Genomic DNA, 18,361 nt, shown 5'->3' on the forward strand with positions numbered 1-18,361 from the left:
AATCGAATTCTGTTTTGAAACCCCGGGATGGCTTCTTTACCCTAGAGGAATACACTATAAGGATGAAAAAAACACGTTTACTTTTTACAACACTTGGGATTGGCGTAGCATCATTGCATGCGCAGGAGCACGTCCAAACGGACTCTGTTCAGGCACAGAGAAGCAGCTTGCTACTGAAAGAACCCGCGAGAGCAAAATCATTTCAATTGGATGTCCTGTTGAGAGCAGGTCTGCAAACGGACAATGGCGAGGGTGCTTCTCAAGCAAAAGCAAACCTTGATGACGTCCGTATTCTGATGAGCGGGGAATACAATGATCGATTATCCTATAAAGTACGTTTTCGCCTCAATAGGTCATTTGCTCCAACGAGTCAGGATAATGGATCGCGTGCCTTGGATATGGCTTATATTAAGTACAAATTTGGCAAGGATCTCAAATGGTCCGTTACGGCCGGTAAGCAAAGTGCAATGGTCGGGAGTTATGAGTTCGAAAATAACCCAATTTACGAATATAAATTCACAGATTATGTCGACCGTATATTGAATCTCTTTGTCGTCGGTGGAATGTTATCCTATGAAGTCAACCCGAATCATTCGTTGCATGCGCAAGTTTACAACACAACCAATGATAGTTTTATGGAGCTCCATACAAAAAATGGTTTTGCTGTAGGTGATTTGGAACGCTCTAGTGTTCCCATGGGAGCCTATTTCACTTGGGTGGGAGCATTTATGGACAAACGTTTTAATACGAAATGGTCTTACAACATCGCTCAGTTTGCAAATGGACATACCAATCATGCCGTTTCATTAGCGAATAAATTCAAAACAGCAAAGCAGATGCTATATCTTGATTTACAGTACTCTTATCTTGCTGTGGACCACGCGATGATCGCATCTTCCGCGATCAACGAATTTTATGGTCGAACTGGCGAGAACCGTGTCTTGGCCAAAGATGTGAACTACAGCTCTGCCATATTACGCTATGATCAATTTTTGAGTAAAAAATGGGAGGTTGCTTTGAAAGGGGGCTATGAGATCGCGGGATCCCGGGATGATAAGCAACTCGGTAAGAATTTTCGCCAAAACTGGACCTATTTTGCGGCTTTGCAACATAAGCCGTTTCATAACCAGGATCTTCGGTTCTATCTAGGTTACGTCGGTAACACCGTCAACTATAAGGGCTATATGGATATGGCTAAAAGTCAGTACAACCGCTTAGCCTTTGGGGCATATTTTACCATTCCAGTTTTATAATAATTCCTTTAACAAATTAACAAATAACTATTTTTTATGCGTTTAACACCGAGAGAAACAGAAAAGCTGCTGTTGCATTTGGCCGGCGAATTGGCGGCTAAGCGATTGAAACGCGGGGTAAAATTAAATTATCCAGAATGTATCGCTTACATCAGTGCCCAGATCATGGAGGAGGCTAGGGACGGAAGGTCTGTGGCGGACTTAATGTCTTATGGTACTACTTTATTGAAAAGGAGCCAAGTCATGGAAGGAGTCCCCGAAATGATCCATGATGTACAGATCGAAGTAACTTTTCCGGACGGTACTAAATTGGTGACTGTCCATGATCCTATTCGTTAATAAATATTGAATGATATGATTCCAGGAGAATACATTTTAAAAAAAGAGGAAATCAAAGCTAATGTTGGGCACAGAACCACAAGCATTGTTGTGAAAAATGAAGGTGACCGACCGATTCAGGTGGGCTCACACTATCATTTCTTTGAAGCCAACAAGTTGCTTTCCTTCGACAGAGAGAAAGCGTTTGGGATGCGCTTGAATATTCCAGCCAGTACCGCTGTTCGTTTTGAACCAGGGGAACAAAAATCAGTTGTTCTGGTTGAATTTGGCGGAAGTAAGGAAATCTACGGTTTTAATGGATTGACAAATGGTAAGTATACAGATCAATCGGTGAAAAGCAAAGCCATTGATAAAATGAAAAAATTAAAATTCAGACAATCGAAGTAACTATGGGAGGATGGAATAGACGCGAATGGATTAAAGTCGTAGGGCTCACCACGTTGGGTACTACCGTTGGTCTACATGCGCTTGGTTTAGATAAACTAGGTTTAGATAAATCATCTGTAAAATATGTTGATGGGGAACTTTATATCCCAAGAGACAAATATGCTGCTCTTTTTGGACCGACCACTGGAGATAAGGTTCGTCTGGCAGATACAGAGCTTTTCATTGAAATTGAAAAAGATTTCAATGTTTACGGAGAAGAGAACAAATTTGGCGGTGGTAAAACCATTCGTGACGGTATGGGACAATCTGCCCGTGCCTTGCGTGATGAGGGGGTATTGGATTTTTGTATCACTAATGTCATTATCATCGACCACTGGGGTATTGTAAAAGGCGATATCGGAATTAAGGATGGTAAAATTGTCGGTATTGGTAAAGCTGGAAACCCAGATGTACAGGATGGTGTAACCGAGGGCATGATCATCGGTGCGTCTACGGAAGTACATGGGGGAGCAGGCTATATCCTAACTGCCGGCGGTATTGATACGCACATTCACTTTATCTCGCCGCAACAGATTGAAACAGCCCTATATTCTGGAGTAACCACGTTTATTGGTGGCGGAGCGGGACCAGCCGACGGAACACTGGCAACGACAGTGACTTCAGGAAAGTGGTATATCGAGCGTATGTTTGAAGCTTTTGAAAACCTTCCTATCAATGTTGGGTTCTTCGGAAAAGGTAACGTGTCGACTACTAAACCTATTGAAGAACAAATTGAAGCTGGAGCACTGGGCGTAAAAATCCATGAAGATTGGGGCGCTACTCCGGCAACAATTGATGCGGCATTGAAAGTTGCTGATAAATACGATGTACAAGTCGCAATCCATACCGACACGCTGAATGAAGCCGGTTTCCTGGAAGATACTGTTGCCGCCATAGATGGTCGTGTGATCCATACTTTCCATACGGAAGGAGCTGGCGGTGGACATGCGCCGGATATTATTAAGATCGCCATGTATCCCAATATCCTCCCTGCATCTACCAATCCAACAAAACCTTTTACGGTAAATACTGCTGAAGAACACTTGGACATGTTGATGGTCTGCCATCACCTGGATAAAAATGTGAAGGAAGATGTGGCATTTGCTGATTCACGTATACGTCCTCAGACCATTGCCGCCGAAGATATTTTGCAAGACATGGGCGTATTCTCCATTATGAGTTCGGATAGCCAAGCGATGGGACGTGTGGGAGAGGTTATTTCCCGTACATTCCAAACGGCCCATAAGATGAAAATCCAACGCGGCCCTTTAGCTGAAGATAAAGGCAAAGAAAATGATAACTTCCGTGTCAAACGTTATGTATCTAAATTTACAATCAACCCTGCTAAAGCACATGGTATTGATCAATATATCGGTTCGATTGAAAAAGGAAAGTATGCCGATTTGATCCTTTGGAAACCGGAATTATTTGGTGTAAAGCCCGAGTTGATCATCAAAGGCGGTATGATTTTGGGTGCTAAAATGGGGGACGCCAATGCGTCAATTCCGACACCACAGCCTATTATTTATAGGCCAATGTTTGGAAATTACGGTAAAGCGGTTTCAAAACTATGCTTCAATTTCGTTTCGAAAATTTCGTTGGAGAACGGAAATATTCAAAAATTGAATTTATCGCGTAAATGTCTGCCTGTGGAGGGATGTCGTACTGTAATGAAAAAAGATATGGTCCATAATCATGCTACACCAAATATCGTCGTTAATCCAGAAACATACGAAGTAACAGTAGATGGTGTGTTGGCAACCTGTGAACCGTTGAAGGAACTTCCAATGGCTCAACGGTACTTCTTATTCTAATTGGTTATTTATGTTGTTAGCAAGAGACATTAAGGGGAATATTTGGACCGATGGCACCCATCAGAACGGCGTTGAACTTGATTTTTTGGAACTCGAATGGTTCGATACGGAAAGACGTATTATCCGGGGGTTCACTGTTGCAGGCCGCGAAATAGGCTTTAAAAATCTAGGAACGGAATCCTTGTTCGACGGTGATATTTTGTTTGAAACAAAGGACCTGCGCATCGCTGTTCGAATATTGCCCTGTCCTTGCCTTGTTGTACGCCCCAAAAACCTCTTGGATATGGCTCGGATATGTCTCGAGATTGGCAATAAACATATCCCTGTTTTCATAAACGCTGCACATGAAATTATTGCAGCGTATGAAAACCCCCTTTGGGAAACCTTAGAAAGGGCCGGTTTTACCCCGACGAAAGAGTTGCGGGTAATCGAAAGAACCCATACTTTACGCATACATCAGTATGCTGTAGTCCAGCATAAAATTACCTTGGCCAAGGGGCTTTAATACTTAATTAATAACGATTACATATGAATCCATTGTTGACATTAATGCAGATTAACGACTCTGTATTTCCGATTGGAGGCTTCACACATTCCTATGGCTTGGAAACCTATATCAATAAAGAGATTGTACATGATGCTAAAACAGCAAAAGAATATGCACAGACTTTATTGGAGCATAGCTTCTATTACAACGATGCTGCTTTTTTTCATAAGGCCTGGCAATTGTGTGAATCAAGAGCAACCAAGAAAAAGATCGCTGAACTGGATGCATTAATTACTGCTTTCAAAGCCCCTTATGAGATTCGGGATGCCAGTAAAAAATTGGGAATACGGTTTTTGAAATTAACAGAAAAGTTAAAACCGGTCAAGCGTTGTTCGGCTTATCTAAAGGCCATCAATGCGCAAGAACTGCATGGTCACTATGCGATGGCATTTGCCATGTTTGCCCATGCGCAGGAAATTCGTTATGCAGATGCATTGAGCGCTTTTTATTATAATTCTTTGAATGGTATTATGACAAATTGTGCCAAACTGGTTCCCATTAGCCAAATGGATGCACAGCAGATTTTGTTTAAACTGCAGCCCTTGATTAATAAATTGGTCGGATTACAGCCCGAACTGGATGAGGATCTGATTGGAAATTGTTGTATCGCTCAGGATATTCGATGCATGCAACATGAAAAATTATACACGCGAATTTACATTTCGTAAAAAAATTGAATTAAAGATGTCTAAGAGAAATTACGTGAAAATTGGTGTTGCTGGTCCTGTGGGCTCTGGCAAGACGGCACTTATTGAACGGTTGACACGTTCGATGTCGGCAGATTATAGTATTTGTGTTGTAACGAATGATATTTATACCCGTGAGGACGCGATGTATCTACAGCAGAATTCGGCACTGCCCGCTGAACGTATTATTGGTGTTGAAACAGGTGGTTGTCCGCATACGGCAATCCGTGAAGATGCTTCGATGAATATTGAAGCTGTGGAAGAATTAGCGAGTCGTTTTGAGGATGTGGAACTGATTTTTGTTGAAAGTGGGGGTGATAATCTGACAGCCACGTTTAGTCCGGATCTAGCCGATTTGACCATATTTGTTCTTGATGTTGCTGAAGGCGAAAAAATGCCACGTAAAGGTGGACCAGGTATTACGCGCTCGGATCTGTTGTTGATCAATAAAATAGACCTTGCGCCTTATGTGAATGCCGACTTGGAAGTGATGCGGCAAGATACCATCCGCATGCGCGGTGAACGACCCTTTATTTTTACCAACTTAATGACTTTAGAAGGTTTGGAAGATGTAAAATCATGGATCAAAAAGTATGCTTTGTTGGAGCCTGTAGGCTAAATTTTATCGTATATGGATAGCAAAATCGTATTAAATGTTGCCAAAGAGGACGGCAGGAGCAGATTGAAGGAGAGTTATCATAATGCACCTTATAAACTAACGCATTATGGCGCGGCAGGATTGACCAACCATTTGGAAATGATCATCATGAGTGCCTCGCCTGGTATTATGGATACGGATTATTTGCACATTGATGTTCGTGTGAAAAAAGATGCACAATTGAAGCTTTTTACACAGTCCTTCAATAAGCTTCACCCCATGAAAACGGGAGCAAAGCAACATACGGATGTGCATGTGGATGCCGGAGGCCTATTTCATTACATTCCACATCCAGTAACGCCGTTTAAGGATTCTATTTTCAAGGCAAGCAATCATATTCACTTGGCTGAAGATGCGGTTTTGATGTGGGGGGATATTATTAGTGTGGGTAGAATCCATATGAAAGAGGCATTTGAGTTTGATAGTCTGCATACGCAAACCAAGATTTTTAGAAATGGTAAACTGTCTTTTATTGACAATCAGGTTTTGCGGCCCAAAAGTCAGCCGATACAGAAGATGTTGTTTTTTGAGGGATACACCCATCAGGCCACTTTTGTGTTCTCGGCTCTTTTTGCGCAAGAATTAAAATATGAATTGGATGAAATCTTAACTGTCGAATACAACGATATTTCTTACGGTTTTACACAGGCTTCAAAAGATGTGGTTATCCTGCGTGCTTTGGGTACTGATGGAGAGTTATTGTACGACTTTTTACATATGTTGGGCCAATTGTGTTGGGATTTTACACAACATAAGCTTTCTGAAAAGAAGGAAGGGACAACAGTTGAAGCGATAGCGGAAGATGAGAAATCGAAGGCCGAGGAAATCAGCGTCATTGAACAGCGCAAACCCCGTCGAAAAAGTAAGCCCGAGTTGATGGAAGCTGTCGTGGTGGAAGGAACTAATTATGCATAAGGAGAGCCTGCACGAGGAGATATGGATTGATGTTATCCCTGATTTTGACCAATTGAAGCTGGGCCGCGATTCAGATATTTTGGATCTTTCCTATTATGAAGTAAATAAGCGCGTTATTCAGCGAAAAACAAGAAAGGGTAATCTGGTGCGCATACAGCGCGATGATAGCAGCGCACTGCGTTCAGGACAGTGTATTTATCATCGCGGTGATTTATTCATCCAGGTCAACATTTTACCTTGTCTTTGTGTATTGTTGGATTGTCAGAATCTATCAGTTGTGGGCGAGTTCTGCTTCGACGTGGGCAATCGGCATCTGCCGGTTTATCTCAAAGCAGATGGGCGATTTGCTGTTTCGTATGACGGACGTCTCTATCAGGCGCTAAAAGAAAAATACAAGGGCTATATCACGTTGGAAAATACGATTTTAGAACCTGATGAGCAGATTACCTCCATTCGTAGACCTATCCTCGAATGATGAAATGCTGGTTTTAGCGAAAAATTGCGCATTTTTGTCGCTATGAAATTTGGCGAGGAATTGCAAGCATGGTATCGACAGCATAAACGAGATCTGCCGTGGCGAGAAACAAAAGATGCCTACAAAATATGGCTTTCTGAAATTATTCTGCAACAGACTCGTGTCGAACAGGGCTTACCCTATTATGTACGTTTTGTCGAGCGATTTAAGAATGTTGTGGAATTTGCGAATGCAGATGAAGATGATATTCTCCATCTTTGGCAAGGTCTGGGTTATTATTCTCGAGGACGGAACATGCATAAGGCTGCCCGAATTGTTCGCGATCAGTATCAGGGTGTCTTTCCGGTAGATTATCAAACATTAATTACGCTTCCTGGAATAGGTGAGTATACTGCTGCGGCGATATCTTCTTTTGCGAACGATGAAGCCCAGGCGGTATTGGATGGAAATGTGTTTCGTGTACTAGCGCGATACTATGGCATAGAAACACCTATCAATTCTACAGAAGGAAAGAAGATTTTTACAGCTATCGCTAAAGAAAATCTTGATCGTAAACACCCGGCATTGTATAATCAGGCAATTATGGATTTTGGGGCTACCCATTGTAAGCCCAAGCTGCCTTTATGTGAATTCTGTATGTTTCGTCCTTCCTGTTATGCGCTGAGTCAGGGGCAGGTAGAGCAGTTGCCTGTAAAGCTTAAAGCCAAGGCAAGTAAAGATAGATACTTTAATTATTTTATCTTGAAGGACAACGATCGGATACTGATGTCCAAACGCGGTGCAAGTGACGTTTGGCAGAACCTATATGAGTTTCCGCTTTTGGAGTCTAACTACAGCTTGTCTATTCCGGATGTTCTTAGCGATGAGTGGTTTATTTCCTGTTTCGGCCCCGATGCACAACTTTATGTTTTACAGCAGCAGACAAAACATATCCTGAGTCATCAGAATATCTACGCGACATTTTTTGAGGTGCGGTTAAAAGGCGATCTAATTCAAAAAAAATCCAATTGGGATTATGTATTTCTAAAAGATTTAGATAAATTAGCTAAACACAAGTTGATCTTTACCTTTTTGGAAAGGTCAAATTTTTAACCATTTATGCTTTTAAATTATGTCAGGAGTTAACAAAGTCATTTTAGTGGGACATCTTGGAAAAGATCCCGAAATTCGCTATTTAGAAGGTAATGTCTCTGTTGCCAGTTTTCCATTGGCAACATCAGAAACGTATAACAAAGACGGGAAAAGAGTAGAACAAACCGAATGGCACAATATTGTAATGTGGCGAGGTCTGGCTGATGTGGCTGTAAAATATCTAACAAAGGGGAAGTTAGTTTATATTGAAGGTCGACTGCGGACGCGTACTTATGAGGATAAGGAGGGTATTAGACGATATGCTACAGAGGTTGTCGCTGAAACCTTCACGCTTTTAGGTCGTAAATCGGATTTTGAACCGAATGCTGGTGTAAGTGCTGGTAATACAGCAAACACGCAGGCGCAAAAAGTCGAAGATAAGGAAGTGGAGGTCGATTTTACGGAGAATGATCAGGAGGATAATCCATTACCATTTTAAGCTGAAGAATTTGAGATTATGTAAAAACTTTACATGTATAATAACTATTGTAAAATCATCTATAAAACAAAAGAGCAGGCAACTAAGCCTGCTCTTTTGTTTTATCAGCATTTTAGCCGTATAATCTGATTCCTTTCTCCCAAGCGAGCATGCTGTTTCTGTTGTGATGTTTTTAATGCCCGGTCGAAGTTCAAAATTTCTTTTTGGTGGAAATTTTGGCTATGTTTGCTCTAATTATGTTGCAAGATAGAATTACGCAGTATACTGAAGAGATTAAGGCATTTGCGCCAGCTTCTTCAGCCGATGTAGAAAATTTCAGATTGAAGTTTTTGGTTTCCAAAGGGATTGTGAAAAATCTTTTTGATGAATTCAAAACAGTTACGCCTGAAGAGAAGCGTACTTTGGGAAAAGTGTTGAATGAATTTAAGCAGTTAGCAGAAAATACATTCAAAGAAGCACAAGAAAAGTTCGGGTCTGGTGAGAAGCAAAAATCCCAGGAACTAGTGGGTGATTTAACATTGCCTGGTCAAGGTTTTCAGCTGGGGTCTAGACATCCCATCTCTTTAGTTCGTAAAGAAATTGTTGAAATTTTCAAGAAATTAGGCTTTATTGTATCAGAAGGTCCGGAAATTGAAGATGATTGGCATAATTTCTCCGCACTAAATTTTCCGCCGGAACATCCTGCTCGTGATATGCAAGATACTTTCTTTATCAAAAAACAAGAAGGTAATGACATTACATTGAGAACGCACACCTCTTCGGTTCAGGTGCGTTTAATGGAAGCCGGTAAACCGCCATTTCGTGCGATAATGCCTGGACGTGTTTATAGAAATGAAGCTATATCAGCCCGTGCGCACTGTTTCTTTCATCAGGTAGAAGGTTTATATGTAGACGAAAATGTTTCTTTTGCCGATTTGAAACAAACGTTATATCATTTTGTTCAAGAGATGTATGGCGAAGGTACCAAAGTGCGTTTCCGTCCGTCCTATTTTCCTTTCACTGAACCTTCGGCCGAAATGGATATCTCCTGTACAATCTGCAAGGGGGCAGGGTGTAACTTGTGTAAGTACTCTGGCTGGGTAGAAATTTTAGGTTGCGGTATGGTCGATCCTAACGTGCTTGATAACTGTGGTATCGATAGTAAAAAGTATTCTGGTTTTGCTTTTGGTATGGGAATAGAACGTATCACAAACCTTAAATATGTGATTAAAGACTTACGTCTTTTCTCAGAAAATGACACACGTTTCTTGTCTCAATTTGAGACTGAATTAATATAAATTATTCATTGTAAAGATTGTGGCATCACATTATTCTCTACGATAACTAGGCAAGAGAACAATGTGATGCTTTTTGGTCTTTAGGCTTTGTAGATGACTTTCAACATTCGTACGATCTAACGTATATGGAACCAGATTATATTATTGAATCCATAAAAAGAACAGCACGTGAGCTCTTTCGTCAAAATGGCTATCATAAAACCAGTGTGAACACATTGGCAAAAAAAGCTAAGATTGCGAAGGCGACAGTGTACAAGTATTTTGATAGTAAAGAAATGATCCTGCATGCCATTCTCATGGATTATCTTCGTGCGAGTCTGCAGGATATTTTGAAAACAACCAAATATGAAGATGATATGGCTTCGTTTTTGGCGTCTACAATATTGCGGGTAAGCCGACTGACCTATACGGCTTGCAATGAATTGATCGGCTGGGAATTTATCCGGGAATCTGCAAATGCCCAAGAATATTTAAAAACGCTGTCTGAAGATTTGGAGTTTCTGCTCTTAAGTACATTCATTCAGAATGAAAAGATAAATGAAGCGATTAGCGAAGAGAAGCTGACCTTTTTGATCAAGTCCAGTAAAAGTATTGTGTTTTCTTTTGCTTTTACGGCTGTCTCAGATGCCGATGTGCGGAAAAACTTTATTTCGTTTCAGAAAGAAATCCTTCCTTATCTTGTTCAGGCAACAGTTCAGTAAAGTTGTTATAACGCGCGCATCCCTTTCTAATTCGCGACGTTATGTCCATTCCTGAAAAAGGTTTACATCTTATCTTTTTTGCATGCTCACTTTTTTATGATGCTCTGCAACGTTCATGCTGTTGCCGGGTTGTATTCGTATTGTGTTCGTACCACCTTCGGAGATGAACACTCTTGCAACTATTATTGACCTGACTCTGAACAGATAATTCCTGTTCAGAGTCAGGTCAGAATCTGGTCAGTATTGGTACACAATCTGTATCGCGTCCGAATAAGGTGCGAACAATGTCCGAATCTGATCCCCGTATTCTATTCGCTTGAAACTTATCATACCCGTCAGGTACTCGTTTATGCCAGTGATAATCAATGGCTATAAATCATTTATGCAGATGAAAAATCGGTATAAATTTGTATTTTTGCACCCTATGAGTAGAAGAATTCCGCAAGAGAAAAAGTTCTTGAAAGATATTGCCATCATTGATATTGCCGAAGAGGGTAGAGGTGTTGGAAAAACCGAAGATTTGGTTTTGTTTGTAGAAAAAGCTGTTCCCGGTGATGTTGTTGACGTGGAGCTTATGCGCAAGAAAAAGAATTTTGCGGAAGCTCGGGTAACCAGTTTAAAAGAGGCTTCATCTTATCGCGTAGATCCGTTTTGTGAACATTTCGGTGTGTGTGGTGGATGTAAATGGCAGCATATGACCTATGATGCTCAATTAAAATTCAAGCAACAATCTGTCGATAATGCCCTATCGCGTATTGGGAAAGTGGATACTTCAGCGATGGAAAGTATCTTGGGCTCTGCGCAAACGGAATACTATAGAAATAAATTAGAATATACATTTTCCAACAAAAAATGGTTGACTTCAGTTGATGAAGATGCGTCCCAATTGGAAATGAATGCACTGGGTTTTCACGTGCCAGGGCGTTTTGATAAGATTTTAGATATTGATCATTGTTTTTTGCAAGAAGATCCGTCAAATGAAGTTCGCAACAGCATTCGTGATTTTGCGCTTAGTCAAGGTATGACGTTCTACGATCTGCGTGAACACACCGGTGTATTGCGCAATTTGATTATCCGTATCTCGTCTACCGGGGAGATGATGGTGATCGTTGTGTTTGCATATCCTGAAGAAGGACAGGTTGAGTTGTTGATGGAATTTGTTAAAGAAAAGTTTCCTCAAGTCGCTTCCCTGTTATATATCGTAAACCAGAAACGCAATGATACAATCTTCGACCAGGATATTCATGTATATGCCGGTCGTGACTTTATCTATGAGGAGATGGAGGGCTTGCGTTACAAAGTAGGGCCTAAGTCGTTCTATCAAACAAACTCTGCACAAGCGTATGAGCTGTATAAAATCACACGTGACTTTGCCAATTTAAAGGGGGATGAGCTGGTGTATGATTTGTATACAGGAGCAGGTACAATTGCAAACTTTGTCGCTAAGAAGGCAAGAGAAGTTGTGGGTGTAGAGTATGTTCCCACTGCCATTGAGGACGCTAAAGTGAATTCGTCGATCAATGATATTACGAATACAAAGTTTTACGCCGGTGATATGAAAGATGTGTTGACCCCTTCCTTTATCGCCGAACACGGTAAACCGGATGTGGTTATTACCGATCCACCACGTGCAGGAATGCACGCTGACGTTGTAGCGCGTTTGTTGGAAATGGAATCGCCGCGTATCGTATATGTCAGTTGTAATGCTGCTACACAGGCCCGCGATTTGGTGTTGTTAGGCGAAAAATATGAGGTGAAGCGGATCAAGCCGGTAGATATGTTTCCGCATACGCAACACGTTGAGAATGTCGTTTTATTGGAGTTAAAGAAGTAATAGGATACCATATGGAAGTAGAAGATTTATTTGCAGGATCTGCAAGAGAAGAAAATACAGCGTCTACAGCGCAAAGTCCATTGAAGAGTTTGCAGGTAGATCTCGATTTTTATAGTGAATCAATCCGTGAGGTAGCGCAGGAGATTGTTGAAGAAGGTTATTCTGACTATCCTATTTTTGTTGCACATCAGCATGAAGTTTCTGTTGGTGAACTGATATTGGATCATAAAGAATTGGAAACAAAATGGAGTATAAATGCCTCTACATTGGAAGAGTTTGTAGAAATGGATATTATTCAAGAAGATCGTAAGGCTTCTTTTATTCAGAACTATAAACCTGCGAAAGACTATATGTGCTTATTTGTTGTCGTTGCTGAAGGCGCTAATTTTGTTTTTTATCCATACAAGTGATCAACAAAGAATATTTAAACTTTTTTAACAGTACAAGTGTCAAACTATTACTACTTTTAGCAAAGTAGGTTAGGTGTAACAGGGAATTAATAAGATTGAAATAAATTGTAAGCTGTTCTTGCGGAAATAAATGTTGGATCCAATGAAATTGCTGAGAACCATAGTCGCACGGAAACCAAATTGGGGTAATTGAAGAGAAATAATAGGATGAAGATAATACACATACATATATTAGGGCTTTTTTTACTGTTATTCACCTATTTCGGGGCTTCTGCGCAACAACAGCAGAAGGTTTCGGGGATGGTACTACAAAAGGGTAACGGTAATCGCATTGGGGATGCTGTGGTGCTTAATATGCGCACACACAGGTCTACCTTGAGTAACTCTTTTGGTGTTTTCACGATTGATGCATCGGTAGGAGATTCCTTGTCTTTTACCAAAGTCGGGTATTCACCGGTGAAAACTGTACTGACCAACCTGAACGAGTTTTATGTGGAGTTACAAGAAGGGATACGATTGGAGACCGTCATCGTTGAACGAAAAACGAAAGAGGCCGAATTAAATGATGCCATGAGCAATTACGCTAAAAAGGGCGTTTATAATGGGGGTAAAAATAAGTTCGGGACCTACTTGGGTAGTCCTGCAACGGCGCTTTATAATCTTTTTGGGCGGGAAGCTAAAAATGCAAAACGATTTGGACGGTTTATGGATAGAGAGAAGGATGAGTTACAAGTTGACCGTATTTTTTCTCGGGAGGCTGTTCGGAATTTGACCAAACTGGACAGCACGGAGTTGGATGCTTTTATGATACGCTACCGTCCATCGTTTGATCTTGCTGAGCATTGGGGGCAATATGATCTGATGCATTATGTGCAGCAGTCGCTGGACGATTTTAATGCCAAAGGAAGGCCTAAAGGGGCTCTTTTACCTGATATTGAAGTAAAGACTCAAGAAAAATAAAAACATTTTGCTTTTGTTACTGTTAGCTGATTGTAAGGTCGCAAAAGATGATTTAAAATTTTGTAGCGTATCAACGTCATTTTCGGAAGTTTTAAGGGCCTTTTTTCGTGTTTTGTAACAAAAAAGTTGATAAAAATATCTTTTGGCACTTTGTTTGATTTTAGTAGAACGGTATTTAATTTGAATATTAAAAGTCTTAGATAGCATACATATGAAAATGAATAGAAAATTGGCTGTATTAGGTTTGACAGTTGCAACCTCAGCTATGTTATTTGGAAGTTGTTCTACCATCCAAAATACGAATAATACAACTAAAGGTGGCGTTATCGGTGGTGTTGCCGGTGGTGCATTGGGTGCATTAATCGGTGGTAAAGCTGGTAATACGGCGATCGGTACATTAGCGGGTGCCGCCATTGGTGGAGCTGCCGGTGTATTGATCGGTAAAAAAATGGATAAGCAAGCTGCTGAGATTTCTAAAACTGTTGAAGGAGCAGAAGTTACACAATCTGCGGAAGGTATCGTGGTTAAGTTTGATTCAGGTATTTTATTCGATTTCAATAAGTCAGACCTAAAAGCATCTGCTAAGGATAATATTGCAAATCTGGTAACAACCTTAAACAAAGAGCAGGGTACTGAAATCTTGGTTATCGGCCATACAGATAATGTAGGTACGTTGGCTGCAAATGAAAAAGTATCTTTGGACCGTGCAAATTCTGTACGTGCATTTGCGGTATCTAAAGGCTTAGCATCTTCGCGTATTAGAACCGAAGGTAGAAACTTCTCTGAACCAATTGCAAGTAACGATACGGAAGCAGGACGTGCTCAAAATCGTCGTGTTGAAATCGTGATTGTGGCAGGTGATCAAATGAAGAAAGAAGCAAAACAACAAGCAGGTCAATAAATCTGATTCAGGACTTTGGTCTTTTGGGAGTCTGTTTGACTTGATTGCGAATTATAGAAAAAGCGCTGAATTTATCAGCGCTTTTTTTGTGAAATACAGCCGTCCGAATTTTTATACGGCCCATTTACGCCTAAAATTTGACAAAGTATAAACCATATTTCTGTCTGACAAACTGTCATTATATGGATTTAAATTTCTAACTTTGTAGTCTTTGAAATAACTAAGGGCTTAAAATCAGATCAGCAAAAGATGAGTATTTGCATTAGTTATTCCATCGAAAATAATAAAAATTATATTCTATTGAATATCGAGCTATGCTAGATTTAACACATACCACTAAGGAACACGACGAATCTCGTCAGGGTGAGGCATTATTATTAGAACAGGATCCGATTTTAAGTAATGGACGCAAACTGTATATTGAAAGTTACGGTTGCCAGATGAATTTTTCGGATAGTGAGATTGTTGCTTCTATTTTGTTGGATAAGGGATTTGAAACAACCAAGAATTATCAGGAAGCTGATGTGGTTTTTATTAATACCTGTTCAATCCGCGAAAATGCTGAACAGCGTGTGCGCAATCGTCTCAAGGAATTTGAAGCTGCTAAAGCAAAAAATCCCGGAATGATCGTTGGTGTGCTGGGTTGTATGGCAGAGCGTTTGAAATCGAAATTTTTAGAAGAAGAAAAATTAGTGGACGTTGTGGTCGGTCCAGATGCTTATCGCGATCTACCGAATTTGATTGATAAAGTTGACGATGGAGCAAAAGCGGTAAACGTTTTATTGTCTAGGGAGGAAACGTATGCCGATATTAACCCTGTCCGTTTGAATTCAAACGGTGTGACAGCTTTTATTTCGATTATGCGTGGTTGCGACAATATGTGTTCTTTCTGTGTTGTTCCTTTCACACGTGGCCGGGAACGTAGCCGTGATCCACAATCTATCGTGAAGGAGGCCCAAGATCTTTTTAATGCCGGCTATAAGGAGGTTACGTTGTTGGGACAAAATGTGGATTCGTATAAATATACTGCTCCAGTAGCTGAAGGGGAGGAACCGGATGAAATCATAACATTTGCTAGCTTGCTTACAATGGTTGCTGAAATCAGCCCGCTTTTACGTATTCGCTTCTCTACTTCCCATCCAAAAGATATTACAGATGAAGTTTTATATGCAATAGCTTCGCATGAAAACATCTGTAATTATATTCACTTGCCAGTTCAATCAGGGAACTCTAGAGTATTGGAATTAATGAACCGTACCTATGACCGTGAATGGTATATGGAGCGTGTCGATGCCATCCGTCGTATTATTCCGGATTGTGCTATTTCCACAGATGTTATTACAGGTTTCTGTACTGAAACAGAAGAGGAGCATCAAGAAACATTGTCTATGATGGATTATGTCAAATACGATTTCGCCTATATGTTTGCTTATTCAGAAAGACCAGGTACATTGGCGGCAAAAAGATACGCAGATGATATTCCTGAAGATGTTAAAAAACGTCGTTTGACAGAAGTGATCAATAAACAGCGCGATCATAGTTTATACCGTTATCAACATTTTATTGGCAAAGTTTGTAAAGTGCTTGTTGAGGGATTTTCGAAAAGATCTGAGTTCGATTTCTGTGGCCGTAATGATCAAAATGCATTGGTGGTATTTCCAATTGATCCTCGATTTAAACAAGGCGATTATGTGAATGTACTTATCGAGTCATGTACCTCTGCGACATTATTGGGAAAGATTGTTGATTAAGAAAACTTAGTTTGTTTTATTTCCAACTGGAAATTTATGGATAACCAAGATATAAAGAATAGATTTGGAATTATTGGTAATTCGCCTTTGTTGAATCGTGCTATTGATATTGCACGACAAGTGGCTCCAACTGATATCTCCGTACTAATACAAGGTGAAAGTGGGAGTGGTAAAGAGGTTTTTTCGCATATTATCCATCAATTAAGCTCACGTAAGCATGGCCCTTTTATTGCGGTCAATTGTGGAGCTATACCAGAGGGTACCATTGACTCTGAGTTATTTGGTCACGAAAAGGGTTCCTTTACAGGTGCCCATGAAGCCAGAAAGGGATATTTTGAGGTCGTTGACGGTGGAACAATCTTTTTGGATGAAGTAGGTGAGTTGCCTTTGGGTACGCAAGCAAGATTATTACGTGTATTGGAGTCAGGTGAGTATATACGGGTAGGGTCATCCAAGGTACAGAAGACAAATGTACGTGTGGTTGCTGCGACAAATGTGAATGTATTTGAAGCTGTACAAAAAGGTAAATTTCGCGAAGATCTTTATTATCGTCTGAATACTGTACCGTTGCGTGTACCGTCATTACGTGAAAGACCTGAAGATATCAACTTATTATTTCGTAAGTTTATTGTGGACTTTTCGGAGAAATACCGTACACCTGGGGTTCAATTGACAGAAGATGCACAAAATATGCTGCGCAACTATAGCTGGCCCGGAAACGTACGTCAACTGAAAAATGTTGCGGAGCAAATTGCAGTTTTGGAGAAAGAACGCGTCGTCGATGCCTATACACTTCAAAATTATCTGCCCAATGAATCCCGAACGAGTTTGCCAGCGGTAGTTCCTTCAAATAATGGCGGAAAAGAGGATTTCTCCGAAAGAGATTTGCTGTATAAAGTCTTATTTGATATGAAGAAGGATATGGTTGATCTGAAAAAACTGGTGGTTGAATTAATTCAGAAAGGTGTCGATTCGAGCACATTTGATCAAAATTCCCCTTACATTAATCAGTTGTACCAGGAGATTGAACCACAATTGAAAGCAGAACCAGAAAATTATAATACAACCCCAACGCTCACCATACATTCTCCAGCAAATACGACAAACGTATTAAAAAATCCTGTTGCGCAGGATGAATATCTGCAGGATGCTCAAGAAGTTGAGGAATCTTTATCGCTTGTTGATAAAGAGTCTGATCTTATCAAGAAAGCGCTGAAAAAGCACCGTGGTAAACGTAAAGCTGCTGCGCAAGAGCTGGGAATTTCTGAAAGAACTTTGTACAGAAAAATTAAAGACTTAAATTTAGATTAAGGTTTACAGATGTTGTCAAGAAAAATTTTATATGCTTTTCTCACCACAATCTTTTTGTTTGTAATGAATAGTTGTGGGGTAAAATATGGATTTACTGGGGGATCCATTCCTGAGGGAATGAAAACAGTCAATATTCAATATTTCGAAAATATAGCTCCTTTAGTTTATCCGACCTTAAGCCAGAATTTTACGGAGGCACTGAAAGAGCGTATCCGTAACCAATCTCGATTGAGTCAGGTGAATCAAGACGGTGATGCTACCTTTGAGGGATTTATTACGGAGTATTCGATAAGTCCTGCAGCTGTTGAGGCTGGCACAGACCGAGCAGCGATGAATAGATTGACGATTACAATCAAAGTTACCTATCATAATAAAATTAATCCAAAGGACGATTTTGAACAGCCTTTTACGCGATTCAAAGAGTTTGCGGGAAATCTTCAGAGTGCGCAAGAAGAGACCTTGGGTAAAGAAATTATTCAAATGCTAACTGAGGATATATACAATAAAGCGTTTGCTAATTGGTAATTCTATTT

At 40.4% G+C, this 18,361-nt stretch carries 20 protein-coding genes; all 20 read left to right on the forward strand.

The genetic code is table 11. The features are described 5' to 3' along the window. Positions 1 to 62: 62 nt before the first annotated feature. Entirely contained in the window at positions 63 to 1,253 is a 1,191-nt protein-coding gene (locus tag AAH582_RS01835; RefSeq protein WP_343321089.1) for a porin, read from the forward strand. A gap of 36 nt (positions 1,254 to 1,289) precedes the next feature. Then, the gene (ureA, locus tag AAH582_RS01840) at positions 1,290 to 1,592 is read left to right on the forward strand and encodes an urease subunit gamma (RefSeq protein WP_046674789.1); all 303 of its coding nucleotides are present in this window, start codon (positions 1,290 to 1,292) and stop codon (positions 1,590 to 1,592) included. Between the two features lie 15 nt (positions 1,593 to 1,607). Continuing rightward, positions 1,608 to 1,979, forward strand: coding sequence for an urease subunit beta (ureB, locus tag AAH582_RS01845; protein WP_046674790.1), 372 nt, complete (start codon positions 1,608 to 1,610; stop codon positions 1,977 to 1,979). Between the two features lie 2 nt (positions 1,980 to 1,981). Continuing rightward, on the forward strand, positions 1,982 to 3,832 hold the full coding sequence (gene ureC / locus AAH582_RS01850; RefSeq protein WP_046674791.1) for an urease subunit alpha: 1,851 nt from the start codon (positions 1,982 to 1,984) through the stop codon (positions 3,830 to 3,832). A 10-nt stretch (positions 3,833 to 3,842) separates the two neighbouring features. Next, positions 3,843 to 4,337, forward strand: coding sequence for an urease accessory protein UreE (locus AAH582_RS01855; protein WP_343321090.1), 495 nt, complete (start codon positions 3,843 to 3,845; stop codon positions 4,335 to 4,337). A gap of 23 nt (positions 4,338 to 4,360) precedes the next feature. Then, complete coding sequence (locus AAH582_RS01860) at positions 4,361 to 5,047, forward strand: urease accessory protein UreF (protein WP_343321091.1); 687 nt, start codon at positions 4,361 to 4,363, stop codon at positions 5,045 to 5,047. A gap of 16 nt (positions 5,048 to 5,063) precedes the next feature. Beyond that, complete coding sequence (gene ureG / locus AAH582_RS01865) at positions 5,064 to 5,684, forward strand: urease accessory protein UreG (protein ID WP_343321092.1); 621 nt, start codon at positions 5,064 to 5,066, stop codon at positions 5,682 to 5,684. Between the two features lie 12 nt (positions 5,685 to 5,696). Then, positions 5,697 to 6,638 carry an urease accessory protein UreD gene (locus AAH582_RS01870; protein WP_313155001.1) on the forward strand — a complete coding sequence of 314 codons (942 nt, stop codon included), beginning with the start codon at positions 5,697 to 5,699 and terminating at the stop codon, positions 6,636 to 6,638. After that, entirely contained in the window at positions 6,631 to 7,113 is a 483-nt protein-coding gene (locus tag AAH582_RS01875) for an urease accessory protein UreE (protein WP_343321093.1), read from the forward strand. The genes AAH582_RS01870 and AAH582_RS01875 overlap by 8 nt, the downstream gene beginning before the upstream one ends. Before the next feature lie 42 nt (positions 7,114 to 7,155). Further along, the gene (gene mutY / locus AAH582_RS01880; RefSeq protein ID WP_343321094.1) at positions 7,156 to 8,205 is read left to right on the forward strand and encodes an A/G-specific adenine glycosylase; all 1,050 of its coding nucleotides are present in this window, start codon (positions 7,156 to 7,158) and stop codon (positions 8,203 to 8,205) included. Between the two features lie 19 nt (positions 8,206 to 8,224). Continuing rightward, on the forward strand, positions 8,225 to 8,683 hold the full coding sequence (locus tag AAH582_RS01885) for a single-stranded DNA-binding protein (protein WP_046674796.1): 459 nt from the start codon (positions 8,225 to 8,227) through the stop codon (positions 8,681 to 8,683). A gap of 236 nt (positions 8,684 to 8,919) precedes the next feature. Then, positions 8,920 to 9,960, forward strand: a complete 1,041-nt coding sequence (gene pheS / locus AAH582_RS01890) for a phenylalanine--tRNA ligase subunit alpha (protein WP_343321095.1) — start codon at positions 8,920 to 8,922, stop codon at positions 9,958 to 9,960. A 125-nt stretch (positions 9,961 to 10,085) separates the two neighbouring features. Beyond that, the gene (locus tag AAH582_RS01895; RefSeq protein ID WP_046674798.1) at positions 10,086 to 10,661 is read left to right on the forward strand and encodes a TetR/AcrR family transcriptional regulator; all 576 of its coding nucleotides are present in this window, start codon (positions 10,086 to 10,088) and stop codon (positions 10,659 to 10,661) included. Positions 10,662 to 11,085: 424 nt separating this feature from the next. Continuing rightward, complete coding sequence (gene rlmD, locus AAH582_RS01900; RefSeq protein ID WP_070561796.1) at positions 11,086 to 12,495, forward strand: 23S rRNA (uracil(1939)-C(5))-methyltransferase RlmD; 1,410 nt, start codon at positions 11,086 to 11,088, stop codon at positions 12,493 to 12,495. 11 nt (positions 12,496 to 12,506) lie between these two features. Then, positions 12,507 to 12,905, forward strand: a complete 399-nt coding sequence (locus AAH582_RS01905) for a hypothetical protein (RefSeq protein WP_343321096.1) — start codon at positions 12,507 to 12,509, stop codon at positions 12,903 to 12,905. 207 nt (positions 12,906 to 13,112) lie between these two features. Further along, entirely contained in the window at positions 13,113 to 13,865 is a 753-nt protein-coding gene (locus tag AAH582_RS01910; RefSeq protein WP_046674800.1) for a hypothetical protein, read from the forward strand. A 211-nt stretch (positions 13,866 to 14,076) separates the two neighbouring features. Continuing rightward, a complete protein-coding gene (locus AAH582_RS01915) occupies positions 14,077 to 14,766 on the forward strand; it encodes an OmpA family protein (protein WP_172462318.1) in 690 nt (229 codons plus the stop codon). Between the two features lie 314 nt (positions 14,767 to 15,080). Next, positions 15,081 to 16,517 (forward strand): tRNA (N6-isopentenyl adenosine(37)-C2)-methylthiotransferase MiaB, encoded by a 1,437-nt coding sequence (gene miaB / locus AAH582_RS01920; RefSeq protein WP_343321097.1) that lies wholly within the window; start codon positions 15,081 to 15,083, stop codon positions 16,515 to 16,517. A 36-nt stretch (positions 16,518 to 16,553) separates the two neighbouring features. After that, complete coding sequence (locus AAH582_RS01925) at positions 16,554 to 17,828, forward strand: sigma-54 interaction domain-containing protein (protein WP_046674804.1); 1,275 nt, start codon at positions 16,554 to 16,556, stop codon at positions 17,826 to 17,828. Positions 17,829 to 17,837: 9 nt separating this feature from the next. After that, positions 17,838 to 18,353 carry an LptE family protein gene (locus tag AAH582_RS01930; protein ID WP_046674805.1) on the forward strand — a complete coding sequence of 172 codons (516 nt, stop codon included), beginning with the start codon at positions 17,838 to 17,840 and terminating at the stop codon, positions 18,351 to 18,353. Positions 18,354 to 18,361 lie beyond the last annotated feature (8 nt).

Origin of the sequence: Sphingobacterium multivorum (genome assembly GCF_039511225.1) — a bacterium.
Classification (GTDB): Bacteria; Bacteroidota; Bacteroidia; order Sphingobacteriales; family Sphingobacteriaceae; genus Sphingobacterium.